Annotated in this window: 11 protein-coding genes and 2 pseudogenes; 9 read left to right on the forward strand and 4 right to left on the reverse strand. The window is 29.6% G+C overall.

From position 1 onward, the window contains the following. Positions 1 to 27: 27 nt before the first annotated feature. Together FBF02_RS03345 and FBF02_RS03350 are read left to right on the forward strand one after the other, a co-directional pair. Positions 28 to 591 (forward strand): annotated as a pseudogene (locus FBF02_RS03345) (potassium-transporting ATPase subunit C). Between the two features lie 2 nt (positions 592 to 593). After that, positions 594 to 2414, forward strand: coding sequence for a sensor histidine kinase KdpD (locus tag FBF02_RS03350; RefSeq protein ID WP_002858538.1), 1821 nt, complete (start codon positions 594 to 596; stop codon positions 2412 to 2414). A 101-nt stretch (positions 2415 to 2515) separates the two neighbouring features. Here FBF02_RS03350 and uvrB read toward each other — a convergent pair whose 3' ends face one another. Further along, entirely contained in the window at positions 2516 to 4489 is a 1974-nt protein-coding gene (uvrB, locus tag FBF02_RS03355) for an excinuclease ABC subunit UvrB (protein WP_002858504.1), read from the reverse strand. A 153-nt stretch (positions 4490 to 4642) separates the two neighbouring features. On the opposite strand from uvrB, the gene FBF02_RS03360 reads away from it, so the two are divergent. Genes FBF02_RS03360 through FBF02_RS03375 form a run of 4 tightly spaced genes read left to right on the forward strand, consistent with a single transcriptional unit; the run spans position 4643 to position 7374 of the window. Next, positions 4643 to 4873 carry a hypothetical protein gene (locus tag FBF02_RS03360; protein WP_002852327.1) on the forward strand — a complete coding sequence of 77 codons (231 nt, stop codon included), beginning with the start codon at positions 4643 to 4645 and terminating at the stop codon, positions 4871 to 4873. Then, positions 4863 to 5105, forward strand: a complete 243-nt coding sequence (locus FBF02_RS03365; protein ID WP_002854947.1) for a hypothetical protein — start codon at positions 4863 to 4865, stop codon at positions 5103 to 5105. The genes FBF02_RS03360 and FBF02_RS03365 overlap by 11 nt, the downstream gene beginning before the upstream one ends. Next, positions 5102 to 5539, forward strand: a complete 438-nt coding sequence (locus FBF02_RS03370; protein ID WP_002852324.1) for a prepilin-type N-terminal cleavage/methylation domain-containing protein — start codon at positions 5102 to 5104, stop codon at positions 5537 to 5539. The genes FBF02_RS03365 and FBF02_RS03370 overlap by 4 nt, the downstream gene beginning before the upstream one ends. After that, complete coding sequence (locus FBF02_RS03375; RefSeq protein ID WP_002858495.1) at positions 5521 to 7374, forward strand: primosomal protein N'; 1854 nt, start codon at positions 5521 to 5523, stop codon at positions 7372 to 7374. The genes FBF02_RS03370 and FBF02_RS03375 overlap by 19 nt, the downstream gene beginning before the upstream one ends. 9 nt (positions 7375 to 7383) lie before the next feature. Here the strand turns inward: FBF02_RS03375 and FBF02_RS03380 are convergent. Further along, positions 7384 to 8776, reverse strand: a pseudogene (locus tag FBF02_RS03380) (DUF2972 domain-containing protein). 145 nt (positions 8777 to 8921) lie between these two features. On the opposite strand from FBF02_RS03380, the gene ispG reads away from it, so the two are divergent. Next, positions 8922 to 9995, forward strand: coding sequence for a flavodoxin-dependent (E)-4-hydroxy-3-methylbut-2-enyl-diphosphate synthase (gene ispG, locus FBF02_RS03385; protein WP_002854766.1), 1074 nt, complete (start codon positions 8922 to 8924; stop codon positions 9993 to 9995). Between the two features lie 29 nt (positions 9996 to 10024). Here ispG and flgH read toward each other — a convergent pair whose 3' ends face one another. Then, entirely contained in the window at positions 10025 to 10723 is a 699-nt protein-coding gene (gene flgH / locus FBF02_RS03390; protein ID WP_002854917.1) for a flagellar basal body L-ring protein FlgH, read from the reverse strand. Positions 10724 to 10812: 89 nt separating this feature from the next. On the opposite strand from flgH, the gene pta reads away from it, so the two are divergent. Together pta and FBF02_RS03400 are read left to right on the forward strand one after the other, a co-directional pair. Then, a complete protein-coding gene (gene pta / locus FBF02_RS03395; protein WP_072223312.1) occupies positions 10813 to 12318 on the forward strand; it encodes a phosphate acetyltransferase in 1506 nt (501 codons plus the stop codon). Positions 12319 to 12331: 13 nt separating this feature from the next. Then, positions 12332 to 13522, forward strand: a complete 1191-nt coding sequence (locus FBF02_RS03400) for an acetate kinase (RefSeq protein WP_168940568.1) — start codon at positions 12332 to 12334, stop codon at positions 13520 to 13522. Positions 13523 to 13549: 27 nt separating this feature from the next. Here the strand turns inward: FBF02_RS03400 and FBF02_RS03405 are convergent, their stop codons facing one another. Beyond that, positions 13550 to 17302 carry an Eco57I restriction-modification methylase domain-containing protein gene (locus FBF02_RS03405; protein ID WP_002858509.1) on the reverse strand — a complete coding sequence of 1251 codons (3753 nt, stop codon included), beginning with the start codon at positions 17300 to 17302 and terminating at the stop codon, positions 13550 to 13552. Positions 17303 to 17375 lie beyond the last annotated feature (73 nt).

Raw genomic sequence — 17375 nt, forward strand, 5'->3', positions numbered from 1 at the left:
GAAACTTTGCTTAGTTTTTTTGTGGTAATGCTAATATTGTGTACTCTTGTTTATCCTTTTGCTTTAAATACAGTTGCAAAATTTATTTTTCCTTATCAATCAAGTGGAAGTTTAGTAGATAAAGAAGGTCGTCCGACTTTGGATGTAAGCAAAGCGGTAGGTTCAAAGCTTTTGGGTCAAGATTTTAATAAACCTTATTTTCTACATTCAAGAACATCTGTGTCAAATTACAATACAAGCGATACAAATGAAAGCAGTGTAAGTTCAGGTGGATTTAATTATGCTATGTCAAATCCTGCTTTAAAAGAGCGTGTGCAAAAATATTTGCAAAAATTTTTAGATGAAAATCCGCAAATTACAAAAGAACAAATTCCTTTGGATTTCAGGATCAGGTCTTGATCCTCATATCAGTCTTCAAGCAGCCCTAGTGCAAATTCCTAGGATAAGTCAATCTTCAAAAATCACCAAAGAAGAACTAGAAAAAATCATTCAAGAAAATACTGAGTCTAAATTTTAGGGATTTTTGGGGAAGAAAAGGTTAATGTTTTAGCTGTTAATATAGCTATTGCTAAAGCCATGAAAAAAGAATAAACATGCAAAGACAAAGTCCTGAACAAATTCTTAAAAAACTTGAGGTTAAAGCTAAGGAAGAAGAAAAAAACAAACTTGTAAAATTAAAAATTTTCTTAGGTTATGCTGCAGGTTCTGGAAAAACTTATGCTATGTTAAGTGAAGCCAGAACTTTAAGGGATAATGGAGTTGATGTTGTTTTAGGCTATATAGAGCCTCACGATAGACCTGAAACAATGGCTTTAGCACAAGGTTTTGAAAGTATAGCTAATCTTGAAATTCCTTATAAAAATATAGTATTAAAAGAATTTGATTTAGACGCTACCCTTAAGAGAAAGCCTGCTTTGGTTTTAGTAGATGAGCTTGCACACACTAATGCTAAAGGCTTGCGTAATGAAAAGCGTTTTCAAGATATAGAAGAACTTCTAAAAGCAGGGATTGATGTTTATACTACTTTAAATATACAACATTTAGAAAGCTTAAATGATTTAGTCGCTAATATCAGTAAGATAGAAGTTAAAGAGCGTATTCCTGATCGTATTTTTGATGAGGCTGATCAGGTTGAACTTGTTGATATTGAACCTAATAAGCTTTTAAAAAGAATGCAAGATGGTAAAATTTATAAGGAAAAACAAGCTAAACTAGCACTTGAAAATTTCTTTCGCCAAGAAAGACTTATAGCTTTGCGTGAGATTGCCTTAAGAAGACTTGCTTCAAGAGTGAATTTAAGAGCAAGTGAACAAAGGCTTATTAATGATGATTTAGCTTATCATACTGGAGAGCATATTTTAGTTTGTATTAATGCTTCAAATGCAAAGGTTATTCGTGCAGCTGCAAGACTTGCTTTAGCTTTTCATGCTAAATTGAGTGCGCTTTATATAAAAAATCCCAATATTAAAGAAGCAAAAGCCTTAGAAGAAAATATAGAACTAGCTAAAAGTTTTGATGCTAAAATCATTAGCGTATATGATGATATAGCAAGACAAATTGCAGAGTATTCAAGCCTTAGCAATGTCTCTAAAATTGTTTTAGGCAAAAATAAAGATAAAAAAAGTTTAAAGAAGAGATTTTTGAAGCTGTCGCTAAAAAAGCACCCGATATTGATTTATATCTTGTCAATGAAAATCAAATTTCTACTCCTAAAATACGAAGTAAAAAAAAGTTTTGATTTTTTAGGTTTTTTAAAAATCACAGGAGTTTTGCTTTTAGCAACTTTTATAGCTTTTGTATTTCATAAATTTAATACTCAGCCAAGTAATATAGTTATGATTTTTATTTTAGCAGTTTTTGCTTCTTCTTTTATTTCTGATAATAAAATTTTCGCCTTTTATTCTTCTTTGGTAAGTGTTTTGATTTATAATTTTTTCTTTTTAGAACCTATTTTTAGTCTTAAAGTTCATGATAGTGGAAATATTATTACTTTTACAACTATGTTTATAGTTGGATTTTTAACAGCTGTTTTTACTAGAAGATTAAAATTGCAATCTAAAGAACTCACTAAAAGGGCTTATAGAACAGCTATTTTACTTGAAAATAGTGAAAATTTAGCAAGAGTGAAAAGCAAACAAGAGCTTTGGGAACAACTTGGAAATCAAGCTTTAAAATTATTAAATTTACCTATTATTATTTATCCTATAAATAAAAACAATATTTTATCGAAACCTTTGTTGTTTTTTAACGATGATAAGCAAATGTTAAAAAATTGTTTTAGTGCTGATGAGATTGCTATTGCTCAATGGGTTGCAACAAATAAAGAAAGAGCAGGTGTTTGTACAAATACCCTACCTAATGCTAATGCTATGTATTTACCTATAGAAGATGGGAAAAAACTAAAGGGGTTATAGGTATAGTTTTAAAAGAAAAACGTCCCTTGCAAGACTTTCAGTATGAAATTTTAAGTGCTTTACTTAATGAGGCAGGAGTTAGAACAAGGGATATATTTTTATTATAAATCCCTTAATTTATTGATCTCATCTCTTAAAGTCGCTGCTTTTTCAAATTCGAGCGCTTTAGCAGCTTCAAGCATTTGTTTACGAAGCTCTTTTACGATTTTAGCTCTTTCATTAGCAGGCATTTTTTCAAATTTTTTACCTTTGCGATAAATTTCTCCTAAGTTTTCTTCATTTTTTAAACTTTCTTCGATGTGTCGCTTGACTGAAGTTGGCGTGATATTGTGTTTTTGATTGTAAGCTTCTTGAAGTTTGCGGCGTTCATTGGTGGTATCCATAGCTTCTTGCATGGATTTTGTGATTTTTTTGCAAAAAAGCAAAACCTTACCATTGACATTTCTAGCAGCTCTTCCCATGGTTTGGATTAAACTTGTAGTGCTTCTTAAAAAACCCTCCTTATCTGCGTCCATAATGGCAATAAGCGAAACCTCAGGCAAATCAAGTCCTTCTCTAAGTAAGTTAATGCCAATTAGCATATCAAAAGCACCGCTTCTTAAGCCTCTTATGATTTCATTGCGTTCTATTGCATCGATATCTGAGTGCATGTATTTGACTTTTATACCAAGCTCTAAATAATACCTTGTAAGCTCTTCAGCGAGTTTTTTAGTCAGTACAGTTACTAAAACCCGTTCGTTTCTTTGTATGATTTTTTTAGCTTCATCAAATAAAATTTCAACTTGATTATCGCTATCTTTAAGTTCTATCAAAGGATCAAGTAATCCTGTTGGACGCATAATTTGATGAAAGATATTTTCCTTGCTAAGTTCAAGCTCAAGCGGGGCAGGGGTGGCTGAAACAAAAAGAAACTGACAATCTTTATGGATAAATTCATCAAACATTAAAGGACGATTATCAAGAGCTGATGGAAGACGAAAACCATAATCTACTAAAGTTTGCTTTCTACTTCTATCTCCTGCAAACATACCGCGAAATTGTGGTAAAGAAACATGGCTTTCATCGACTATGACAAGAAATTTTCTATTTTTAATCGCAAAATAATCAAAAAGCGTATAAGGAGTATCGCCTTCTTTAAGTCCTGTTAGATGCCTTGCATAGTTTTCAACTCCTTTACACATTCCTGTGCTTGTAAGCATTTCAAGATCAAATTCAACGCGTTGTTTAAGGCGTTGATATTCTACGAGTTTATTTTCATGCTCAAAATAAGCAAGGCGTTCGTTAAGTTCTGTTTTTATGTCTTTTATCGCTTGTTTTAGCCTTGCTTCGCCCACGCTAAACTGGCTTGTAGGATAGAGTATAAAGCGTTTTAAATCTTTACCTTTTTTATTTTCTAAAACATTGTAATGATACATAGCATCAAGCTCATCGCCAAAAAATTCAAGTCTTACTACTTCATCTTCATAATAAGCTGGATAAATATCTATAATATCTCCTTGAACTCTAAAATCTGCACGATCAAAAAAATTATCATTTCTTTTATAACCCATATCTACAAGTTTTTTTAAAAGTTCTTTTTGTGAAATTTGCATACCCAGTTCAAAGATTAAAACCATGCCTATGTATTCATTTGGATTACCAAGTCCATAATTTGCTGAAACACTAGCTATGCAAACTACATCTTCATAACTTAAAAGAGAAGCAGTAGCACTCAGTCTTAAACGCTCTAAGTCTTCATTAGTGGAGCTGTCTTTTTCTATGAAAACATCAGTGCGTGGAATATAGGCTTCAGGTTGATAATAATCATAATAAGATATAAAATATTCCACATGATTTTTAGAAAAAAAGCCTTTAAATTCGCTATAAAGTTGTGCACAAAGGCTTTTGTTGTGACTCATGATAAGAGTGGGTATATTAAGTTCTTTAATGACATTTGCCATGGTAAAGGTTTTTCCACTTCCTGTAACGCCTAGTAAGGTTTGATATTTGTTGCCTTTTTTTATGCTTTTTACTATGCCTTTTATGGCTTCTTGTTGATCGGGACTGGGTTTAAATTCGCTGGTAAGTTCTAACATTTTTCTACTTTATTTTTATTTTTGAAAAAATTTTAAAAGAAAATGCTTTAATTAAAAATTAATTGACAATAAAAACCTAAATTTAAATTTTTTTCTGCTACAATATCAAATAATATTTTCCATAAATTACAAATTTTTTAAGAAGGCAAAAATATGTTTGATGAAAAAATAATCAATACTATGACAGATAAAGTAAATGAACTCATTGAAAAATATAACGAAGTTTGCGAAGCCAATGAGGCTTTAAGAAATGAGCTTGTAAGCGTTAAAGCACAAAATGAAGCAAAAAGTAATCAAATCATGCGTTTAGAAGAAGAACTTAAATCTCGCAATATAGAAAGCGAAGATATTTATAAGAAAATAGAGGCTGTTCTTGGCAGATAATCTAAAACAAGTCATTGTTAATGTTAATGCAAAAGATTTCATTGTTAAGTGCAGTGAAGAATTTGCAAATTTTTTAGAAGATGATATCGCTTTGATTTCTGGCGGTACTAAAAAAATAGAACTTAAACGCTTTGTAGATGCGTTTGTTAAAAAAAGTTATGAAAATTATATTTTAGAAAGAGAACTTAAGAAGCTAATAAAAGCAATCAATGAAGAACTCCCGACAAAATGAATAAAGCTTTTACTCTGCTTGAGCTTGTTTTTGTGATTTTGATTTTGGGAATTTTATCAAGCTTATCTTTATCTTTTATCAATACTACAAAAGATGAGGTTAAAATTTTAAAATTAAAAATGGACTATGAAATGCTAAGCTCAGCTCTTGCTTTAATGCGTAGTCAAATGAGACTTAAAAATTTAAATTTTCCAGAAATTTTAGATAATGCACAAAACAATCAAGCCAAAGAAAAACTCTTTTATTGTTTAAATGATTGTGATTATTCTTTGCTTGATACACCTATTTATTCTGATTTTAAATCTTGGATAAAAATAGGTAAAAATCACTATAGATTTGCATTAAACGCCAAAGAGATGGTTGAATTTATTTATGATTCTAAAGAAGGTTTGTTAAAGTGTATAGGAAGTTCTAGATGCAAAGATCTGATATAAGATATTATGAACTTGCAATTTGTGGTTTGTATTTGGATAATTTAACTTTTCATAGTTTTGATGAAATCAAACCTTTAACACAAGTATTAGTGGATTTAAAAACTAAAAAAAACCTTAAAGCTATCGTGCTTAAAGAATGTCAAAAACCTGATTTTAAAACCGTAGAAATTAAAGAAATTACAGAGTATTTTCTAACTCCTTTGCAGTTTGAATTGGCAAATTTTATTGTTTATTATTATGCTTCAAAACTTGGTTTTGTTTTGGGTTTTTTTGAAACTAGTCCTAAGTATGAATGTCACAAAATGTTTTTTAAAGATACTCCTAAACTAAGCAATCAACAACAAAATGCCTTAAGTTTTCTTCAAAAAGAAAATAATTCCTTGCTTTTTGCTGATACGGGTAGTGGCAAGACTGAAATTTATATTTCTTTGATAAAAGAGTGTTTAGAACAGGGTAAGCAAGCTTTGCTTTTGATGCCAGAAATCGCACTTACTCCACAAATGCAAAAGCGTTTAGAAGTGTATTTTAAGGATAATTTTTTCCTGTGGCATTCTAAAATTTCAAAGAAAAAAAAGCAAGAATATTTAGAGCGTTTTTGCAAGGGAGAAGTGCTTTTAGTAGCGGGTGCAAGATCGGCTTTGTTTTTACCTTTTAGAAATTTAGGACTTATTGTAGTAGATGAAGAACATGATAATTCTTATAAGGCTTCTAACCAGCCTTTTATCAATGCAAGAGATTTAGCACTTTTTTTGGGTCAAAAAAATAATATTCAAGTGATTTTAGGTTCTGCAACCCCATCTTTAACGAGTTTTTACAAGCAAAAGAGTTTTAGACTTAAGGGTACTTTTTTTGAAAGTAAAAAACACTTTTTATATGATGAAAACGAATTGGGCGTAACTCCTATGCTTTTGGGCGAGTTGCAAAAAAGCTTGGAAAATCAAAAACAAGCTATCATTTTTTTGCCCACTAAGGCCAATTTTAGACAAATTGTGTGTAAAGATTGTGGGCAAACTATAAAATGTCCTTTTTGCTCTATTGCTATGAGTTTGCACAAAAAAAGAAATGTTTTAAAATGTCATTATTGTAATTACACTTCTTTAATAGAGCAAAATTGTCCTAGCTGCCAAGGTGTGATGCTAGAGGCTAGGAAGATGGGCACAGCAGAATTACAAGAACTTTTGCAAGAGACTTTGCCTTTAGCAAGGATAGCTAAATTTGATAGTGATGAGATTACGAGTATTCGAAAGCTTAATGCTATTTTAAAAGATTTTAATGAAAATAAGATCGATATACTTATAGGAACTTCCATGCTTGCTAAAGGACATGATTATCATAGTGTAGATTTAAGCGTTATTTTAGGACTTGATGAGTATTTGTTGCGTCCTAGTTTTAGAGCGAGTGAAGAAACTTTAGCTTTAGCTATGCAAGTTGCTGGTAGGGCAGGGCGTAAAGGTGAAGCAAGAGTGCTTTTACAAACAAAAAATAGAGCTTTTTTTGAAAAGTATATAGAGGATTATGATGCTTTTTTAAAAGATGAGTTAGAAAATAGAAAAGATCTTTACCCTCCATTTAAACGCCTTTTAAGAATTCTTATAGAAGATAAAGATCAACAATCCTCACAAAAGCTCTGCGAAAAACTTGCCTATCAATTTAAAAATATCAAACAAGTAGAATTAGTAGGCTATGGAATTTGTGGAGTTGAAATGCTGCATGGAAAATATCGTTTTTATTTATTGCTTAGAAGTGAAAATCACAAAGCTTTAGTGGCAATTGAAAATTATATTTTGCAATTTAAAAATGTAAGTGCGGATATTGACCCTATTGATTTTGTGTAAGTGATATAATTATTTGTCTTTATATATTTTTTCAAATTCTTTATAGTATGTCCAAGAGTTAATTATATTGGGAAATTTTTGCTTTAAATGATTTAGATCATTTTCAAAAATATTAAAAAAAGTGTAAACAAGTGATTTATTTTTTATAAAATAATCTATTACATCTTTTTCTTTCATCATTTTTGATTCTGTTTCATCTATGGTTATTTTAATTTGATATAAAAAATCATACAAATAATGTTTAATTGTTGAAAATAAAAGATTGTTTTGTTCTAATTGTTTAAAATCATTTTTATCAATATATACACCCATATCATTACATAGATCGTTTTTTATAATTTCTTGTATTATGTCTATTTTTTCATGATTGATATGTTTTCTGTCTAAAATTATGGGAATGCTAGAAGTTTTATCAATATTGAAATTTTTATTATTTTTAGGAGTATTAAGATAAAAGGTGTTATTAATATCTTTAGAATTTGCATAGAGTGTGATAGGAAAAAGATAGCGAATATAACCTCTAAATTCTTTAATTTTAAATAAATCTAATTTATCTTTATGGGGGGGTAAAATTAAAATTTATAGCAAGTAAATTCATAGTATCGAAGGCCTTTGATTGGCGGATTTCTTCCATATCAAGATAGTATACATTGTCTTTGTTAAAATATTTTAATAAATAAGAGATGATAAAAACTCCTTGTTGTAGTTCGTTTATATCGATTTTAATTTTATGATTTTGATGAGCAAGATAGTCAATATAATAACGCCAATCATAAGTTAGATTAAATTCAGAGGGATAGTTTCTTAAAACTTTACTCCAATCTCTTCCCCAGTTATGCTTTAAAATTCCTATTGGATCGCGAACTCCGCAAATAATTTTAGAGTTAAAATCCAATAAAGATAGATATTTATCAAAATAAGGTAGATTAATTTCTGATATATTAATAGCATATTGAGTAATCGTATTGTCATTTAGACACATGTAATTAATACAATATCTCTCTTTGCTATCAGGTGGTAAAACCCAGGAGGCAAAACAAGTTACATCGCAACATTGATTAAGGTATCTTAAAAATGCTGCTGCTCCAACGCCATGTGGAGAAATATAGATAAATTTATAGTGTTTAGGTAGGGGTAAATTTAAATCCCAAGCTAATTCTGCACAATGTCGACTAGCATCTATTTCTATAAAATTAGGATTGATTAAAGGTGGATAAGGATGTTTTATTGATAAATATCTATTCTTAAATTCGCTAGAATTGAGCCAAGTGCAAATTGTTTCAATATTTTCCAAAACAAAGGTAAAAAATTTTTCATTATTCGAATTTTTTAAAGCTTGTAAAAGAATTTGAGCTAGGGTTGGAGTTAGGTTATTTTTTATATAGAGTAAAAGATTTTGCATATAACCTCTTTTAATTGTATTTAATTTATATATAATTCATAAATATTTAAATGTCATGAAATTTAAATATATTATCAAAAATAAACTTTAATTAAAGCAATAAAAAGTTAAAATTTGATATTAAAATTTTTCAAAGAGTGAAGTTATGGAGTATAAAAGATTTAAAACCAGACAAATCAAAGTAGGAAATGTTTTAATAGGCGGTGATGCACCCATTTCAGTTCAATCTATGCTTTTTACTAAAACAAGAGATATAGAAGGTTCTTTAGAACAAATCAATCGTCTTTATTTTGCAGGAGCAAACATAGTGCGTTTGGCGTGCTTGGATATGGCTGATGCAAGGGCTTTAAAAGAGATTAAAGCTAAAAGTCCTCTACCTTTAATCGTAGATATTCATTTTAATCATAATTTGGCTGTATATTGTGCTGAATTTATCGATGGCGTGCGTATAAATCCTGGCAATATAGGCTCTAAAGAAAATATTAAAGAAGTGGTAAAAGCATGTAAAGAACGGGGTATCCCTATACGCATCGGTGTAAATCACGGCTCCATAGAAAAACAATTTAGTGATAAATTTGGTTATGGTGTCGATGCCATGCTAGAAAGTGCGATGTATAATATCAAGCTTTTAGAGGATTTAGACTTTTTTGATATTAAAATTTCCATGAAGACTTCAGATGCTCAAAAAACTATAGAAGCTTATGAGAGATTAAGACCGCTTTGTGATTATCCTTTTCACTTAGGGGTAACTGAAGCAGGAACTAAATTTCATAGCACTGTAAAAAGTTCTATAGCTTTAGGAAATTTACTTCTTAAAGGTATAGGCGATACTATGCGTGTTTCTATGACGGGTGAGCTTGAAGAAGAAATTCGTGTAGCAAGAGCGATTTTGCAAGATAGTGGAGTGCAAAAAAGCGGAGTAAATATCATCTCATGTCCAACTTGCGGTAGGATTCAAAGTGATTTGTTAAGCGCGATTAAAATCGTAGAGGAAAAAACCAAGCATATAAAAGAACCTTTAAATATCAGTGTTATGGGTTGTGTAGTAAATGCTTTAGGTGAAGCTAAGGGCGCTGATGTGGCTATAGCCTTTGGGAAAAATCAAGGACTTGTTATAAGACATGGTGAAGTTGTAGCTAAATTAAAAGAAAGTGAACTTGTAGATAGATTTTTAGCTGAAGTTGAAGATGAGGTTAAAAGTAGGGCTGTAAAAGAATAAAAGCCAAGAAGCAAGGTTTAACCTTGCTTTTAGAATGGCCATATCGCTTCTATAACTTTGCTACCCCAAGGTTTTCTTGTACTTCTATCCACTTCACCTTCTGTTTTATAAAGAATTTTAGCATCTGCTATATATTTACTATCTATAGTATTGTCTTGACCGATGTCATAAGGACGAATAACACCGCTTAATTGTATGATTTGTTTCTCTCCGTTGATTAAAAGCTCTCTTGAGCCTTCGATAAAATAATTACCATTTGATAAAATTTTAATTACACGCGTTGAAATTGTAGTATTGAAACTTTCATTTCTGCTTTGCGAACCCGTTCCTGTGTAGTTGTTTGAACTATTGGTTTGAAAGCCTATATTAGAATAAGCATTGACTTTATTAAGAGCATTAGCTACCACTCCTGAACTTCCTGTTAAAGCACCTCCGCCTAAATTTGAGGTATTAGTTCTACTTGTTGCTTTATTAGCTTGTGTGCTTTGAGTGGTACTTTCTTGTATAACAACTGTAACTAAATCATTTACATTCATAGCTTTTTTATCTGAAAATAAAGGATTATCCCCTTTGCCAAAAAGCGATCCTGGTGCACTTTCTATATTATTACTTTGTTTTGGTGCAAGTTCTTCTACATAAGCAGGTGGTTTCATTGAAATTTGCGGATCAACCGTTGCAGAACAACCAAAAAATGCAAACGGTAACACATAAAATAAAACTTTTTTCATTTTCGTCCTTTAAAATATGAATTTTTATTTTTCTTTGTTAAAATTAGAAAAAGCAAAGAGTGTTCCACATTTATAAATTCAAGGAGAAAATGATGGCAAATCTTTATTTGATGAGATCTAGAAGTGATGAGTTAAATACTATTATTAGTACAAATTTGCTTAAAAATTATAGCAAAATTTACAAAAATATCGCAATTTATTGCCCTGTAATATACATACATCGCGTCCCTGTTTTGCAGGGTTGGTTGGAAGAATTTAATATCAATCAAACCGTAAAAAGTGCCTATGGTTTTACCTTTAGAGAGGCAATGGAGGAATTTAGCAAAGATCCTCATAATTTTTTTAATGTTATTTTAGAAGAATACGAAGAGTTAAAACGCAAATACGATTTTGTGCTTGTAAATAGTTTTTGCGAATTTGGAATACTTGATGGATTTGATCTTAGTATAAAATTGGCCAAAAATCTTAATACACCTATTGCTGCTATTATCAATGATGAAGATAAACTTATAGCTCAAAAATATTTCGATCATGCTCTAGATGGTCGTAATTATGTTTTGATTAATGAAAATTTTAATTTTGAAGAAGTGCAAAAACTTAAAGAATATGATTTTATAACTCCTCATCGTTTTAAATATGAATTGATTAAACAAAGTATAAAAAATAAAAAAACCGTTGTTTTGCCAGAAAGTAATGATGAGAGAATTTTAAAAGCTGCTGAAATTTTATTGAAAAGTAAAGTTGTTGATCTTATTTTATTGGGTGATGAAGAAAAAATCAAGCAAGATAGTGCTAAATTAAGTCTTGATTTAAATACTATACGGATTATAAATCCACTCAAATCAGAATATAATCAAGAATTTGCTTCTATTCTTTATGAAGCAAGAAAATCTAAAGGTATGAGTTTAGAAGAGGCTAGGAAGCTAGTTCAAGATAAAACTTATTTTGGAACTTTACTTATACACACTGGAAAAGCTGATGCTATGGTTAGTGGAGCATCAACTACTACGGCTGAAACGATTCGCCCTGCATTACAGCTTATTAAAACTAAAGAAGGTATTAGTTCCGTTTCAGGAATTTTCTTTATGGGACTTGAAGATCAAGTTTTAGCTTTTGCTGATTGTGCTGTAAATCCAAGCCCAAGTGCTGAGCAACTTGCAACTAGTGCCTATGTAAGTGCTATGACTGCTAAATCTTTTGGACTTGAACCAAGAATAGCTTTGCTTTCTTATTCTAGTGGTGATAGCGGTAAAGGAGAAAGCGTAGATCTTGTAAAAGAAGCATTAAAGATTGCTAAAGAAAAATATCCTGAGTTGAATATAGATGGTCCTATGCAGTTTGACTGCGCTTATGATCCAAAAACTGCAGCAAAGAAAATGCCAAATTCTAAGATAGCAGGTCATGCAAATGTGTATATTTTTCCTGATCTTAACGCAGCAAATATTTGTTACAAAGCAGTTCAAAGAACTGCTAATGCTTTAGCAATCGGTCCTATTTTGCAAGGTCTTAAAAAACCTGTTAATGATTTAAGTCGTGGATGTTTGGTAGATGATATTGTAGATACCGTAATTTTAAGTGCAATACAAGCTCAATAGAAAGGAATGATAAATGAAAATTTTGGTTTTAAATTCAGGTTCTTCATCGATTAAATTTAAATTTTTTGATAATAAAATCGTTAAAGCCAGTGGATTAGTAGAAAAAATTGGAGAGCAAAATTCAAAGGTTGTATTAAAAAATACTTTAAATAATGAAAGTTTTGAAAGAGAATTAACAATAAATAATCACGAAGAAGGCCTTAGTATAGTTAATGAGCTTTTTAAAGAATCAGGAATTTTAGCAGATTTAAATGCACTTGATGGCTGCGGTCATCGTATAGTTCATGGGGGAAGAAATTTAAGCGAGCATTGTTTAGTAGATGACTATGTTCTTAAAGAGATAGATAGGATTAGTATTTTTGCTCCTTTGCATAATCCTGCGCATTTAGCAGGTATAAAAACAATGATCAAAGCTGCACCTAGTGTTGCTAATGCAGCTATTTTTGATACAGCTTTTCATCGCACTATGCCTGATTTTGCTTATATGTATGCTTTGCCTTATGATTTTTATGATAAGCATAATATTAGAAGATATGGTTTTCATGGGACTTCTCATGCTTATGTTAGTTCTAGAGCGGCAAAATTTCTTCAAAAAGATCAAAATGAATTAAATGTCATCTCTGCTCATCTTGGAAATGGTGCAAGTGTATGTGCTATAGAAAAAGGTAAGAGTATGGATACTTCTATGGGCTTTACTCCACTTGAAGGACTTATTATGGGAACGCGTTGTGGAGATTTAGACCCTGCTATTTTACCTTTTGTTAGTCATCTTAAGGGTTTAACTATAGAAGAAATAGATACACTGATGAATAAAAAAAGTGGAGTATATGGAATTTGCGGTTATAATGATTTTAGAGATATAGAAAGAGAGATAGAACAAGGTAATGATAAAGCACGCTTGGCTCTTGATATGTTTTGTTATCGTCTTGTTAAATATATAGGATCCTACTTTGCTGTGTTGCCAAAAACCGATGCTATTATTTTTACAGGTGGTATAGGAGAAAATGATAGTTTGGTTCGACAAAAAGTATGCGAGAGATTAGCTCATCTTGGTATCGAGTTAGATTTTGAACTTAACAAACAAAGGATTTCGGGCGAAAGAATGATAAATCATGCAAATTCTAAAGTTAAAGTGCTTGTTATTCCTACAGATGAAGAATTAGAAATCGCTAGAATTACAGAAGAACTTATCGGTAAAAATTAAATTTTAAAAACTATATAAATCTTTCATTTATATAGTTTTTAGCAAGGTTATATATTCACTTTGCTTTTCATTTAAAACTTTAAAAGTGCTTATCATGTAAGAAAATTCATCATCACTTAAACCATAAAGTTCTTTAACCAATAAATCATTTTTTGCTCTTAAGATATCATAAGCTTTTTTAGTTTTTGGAATTTCTTCATTTTTTATATTAAATTCTTGTTTTAGCTCATCAAAATGATGATTTTGATCATTGTAAAGCTGTAAAAGCAAAGCATTTTTAGCGAGGGTTTTATAAATTTCATTGTTTTGAATTTCTTCATCACTTGGTTGAGGCAGGGGAATTCTTTCTAAATAAGATTTGCTTACATTGATTTGCACCATATTTCTTATGATAAAATCAACCACTAAAGAATTAAACAAAGCTAAAACAAATAAAATTCTTTCATAAGGCACTATATCCATGCAAATTACATCATCTTTTAAAACATATTGTTTTGGAATGTTACTATAAGTACTATCAGCTCCACCGCAATTTTTTGGTAATAAAGAAGCTATCAAAGTTCTCTCATTTGTATCACTTGCAATTTTTCTATATCCGAGTCTAAAAAATTCTCTATCGTATTTTATTAATTTAGGATTTAATTCTTTCCCAGTAGCTTTTTTAGCTCTATAAAGTTCTTTACTTTTTAAACGCTCATCAAATTTAGCCTTTTCTAAAAAATAAGTAGCTTGGCTAAAATTTGCATCAAATTGATGTATCATTTTACCTTCATATAAGGGTAAAAGTCCTTCCCTAAACTCTTCTATAAACAAATCTTTATCGTTTGTCATATCAAGTTCTCTTCTAAAATCTATATAATCAAAAGACAAGTTTTGAAAAGCATTATAAGATTTTCTTAGAATTTCTAAAGCTTGCTTGTCTTTTAACTCCATTAAGGCTAGGTGAGTTGGGCTTAGCTTTTTGATATCTTTTAAATTTAGAGTTAAAATTTCATCTTTGTTTTTTAATGAGTTTATATCTGTTTTATAAAACATCATTTTGATTTTATGAGTGTGATTTGCTTGCGTGTTTTTTATAAGCATAAGAGCAAATTTATAGCTTCTATGAACATCTATAAAGATAGCTTTGTTGTTTTCAAAACTATAAAAATACTCTAAAGTTTTATTTTCTAAAATTTCTTTTCTTAAAATTAAGCTTCCATCTTCAAACATCAAAGCACTAGGAAGTACATAAGCTAAATTTCCATCTTGTTTTAAAAGAGAAAGATTTTTTTCTACAAAAAGACGAAATAAATTTCCATCTCCACTGCCTTTGTTTAAAGGATAGGCTTTTTTATAATACTCGTTTAAATCATTTATATATGCTTTTTGTTTTTCGTAATTTTGCTTTATATAATCTTTTGCTAGCAAATTGTCTTGAATTTCTTTTTTCTTGCTAGCGATTAAGCTTCTATAATCGCTTTTGTATTGTGGAAAGAAATCGCTATCACTAAATTTAGTTTTATCCCAAGGTGGATTACCTATAATGATATCAAAGCCTTTAAAGACTTGATTTTCTGTGATTTCAGGAAATTCTAACTCATAGTTAAAGAAGTTAAATTCTTTTTGATATTTGCTAATGATGTTTTTTGCTTGTTCATTTTGGCTTAAATTTTGTATATCATCTTGGCTTAGGGCTTTTAGAATTTGTAATTCTTCTTTGTTGACAAAATGAAGCGTGTTGATATAGTTTAGATATAAATTTAGTTTATTAAGTTTTGGTGTGATTTCATTTTGATAGATTTGTTTAGATTGTTTGATTTGTTCTTCGTTGGTATCTTTTAGGTTGTCAAGTTTTTCAAATACTTCTTGTAAAATTTCAAATTCTTGTGTTATGGAATTTGTAAAAAGGTTGCTTGAGTTTTGTTTTATCAAATCTTTAAAATCACTTAGATTAGAATTTATCAAAGCATTGCCGCACTTTATGTGGTGTTCTATAAAAGAAAGTGGGGTTCCAAAGATAAAACTATCTATCCAAAGGCTAAGTTTAGTAAGCTCTATGCTAAAAGGGTTTAAATCCACCCCATAAATAATGCGTTTTAGTAAAAGTCGTTTTAAAATATCACTCTCATCTACTTCATAGTCTTGCACAAAATCTTTTATATAGTTTAAAATATTTTCTTTTTCTTCTTCGTAAAGTTCTTTTAAATTTGTAAAATGATCAAAATCTGATAAAACAATGTGTGTAATAGCATTTAAAACTCCAACTAAAAAATGTCCACTACCGCAAGCATTGTCTAGTATTTTAAATTTCAAAATATTTTCATTGTTTAGTTTGTCTTTTAAAGCACTTTGGATTAAAAAATTAGCTATGGATTGAGGTGTGTAAAAGCTTGCTGTTGATTTTCTTGAATTACTAGAATTTTTAAGATAAATTTGTCCTTTTTTATAAAAGGTGTATTTTTCTACTTTTTTTGATTTTTCTAAAATTTTAAAATCATAATTATCAAAATAACATTCTATTTCTTTTGATTTTTCTTTATAACTTACATAGTAAATATCTTCATTTGCTATTTCAAAAAAATAAGAAAGCAAGCCTTCATAAATCGTGCCTAAATGTTCTACACTTAAAGTTTTGTAATCTCTTTTAAAGCTTAGATTTTTATCTTTAAAATTTAATAATTGGTTTAAAATGAATTTTAAATCTTTATCGTTAAAGATTTTTGGCGTGCTTAAAAGAGCGGTTTTGCTCTCATCAAACAAACCGCCATTAAAAACAGGCATGTCAAAATTGCCTTTGCCTTTGTTGTAAATGTTGAAAATATTTTCAAGTTCTCCAAAGCCACCACTTGAGTTTTCATCTTCTTGTAAATTTTCAAGTAAGGTTCTAAGACTGATTTTACTTTTAAAATACTTATGTTTTTCTAGTATAATTTCAAATTTATCTTCAAAATAAGCAATAAATAAAAGCCTAAAGATAAAATATAAAGAATTTTCATAGATTAGTTTTAAATCCGCCTTTGTTTTATTGTAAATTCTAGAGCCTATGAATTCAAATAAAGATTCATTTCCATTGGTTCCGTAAATGATAGATTTTAAATCATCTTCTATTTTGATTTTTGAAAGTTTATTGTTTTGTAGAGTTATTTCTAAATGATCTTCTTTTTCTGTGAAATTAAAAGCGCTAAACACACTATAAAAATACGCAAAAGCTTCAATATTTTGATCTTCAATGATTTTTTCTAGATTGATTTCGTAAAAAACTTTGTTTGAATTCAGTATAGAATTATCATAAAAACGCCAAAATCTACCATTGGTTAAAAAACCATAATTTTTCTTAAGATTGCCTAGATATCTTAGAATTTGAAAGTGAGGGTTGTCTTTTACTTTTTTATTGTCTATTTCTATATTATAAGCTTTTGACTCTAAAATGATTGTGAAATCATTGCTTGATTTTTTTGTTTCTTTGTCTAAATTTTCGTATTTTGATTTTAATTTGTCATTGCTAAAAAGTAGAAAATCAGGTTTTTCCAATTTTCCTTGTATGATTTTTTCATCTTGTCTTACAAAGCACCACCCTAAAATTTCTAATACTTTTGATATAAATTCATCTTCAAATTGATGTTCGTTTTGTTTTATAAATTTATTTTTGTTGTAAATTTTTGTAATTTTAGTTAAAATATCTCTAAAGGCTTTTTGATTTGCGTTGAAATTATAAATCTTAGGAAAGTCAATTTCTAAAGAATAGCTTGTAAAAAGATTATTGTTGAGGTATTTTTTAAGTTCTTGATAGTAATTCATGGCTTTCTTTCTAAAGTATTTTTAAAAATTTGACATTTTAAATTATATCTAAAAAACTTTAAAGACTTGTGCT

It is taken from the genome of Campylobacter sp. CFSAN093226 (genome assembly GCF_012897595.1).
GTDB lineage: Bacteria > Campylobacterota > Campylobacteria > Campylobacterales > Campylobacteraceae > Campylobacter_D > Campylobacter_D jejuni.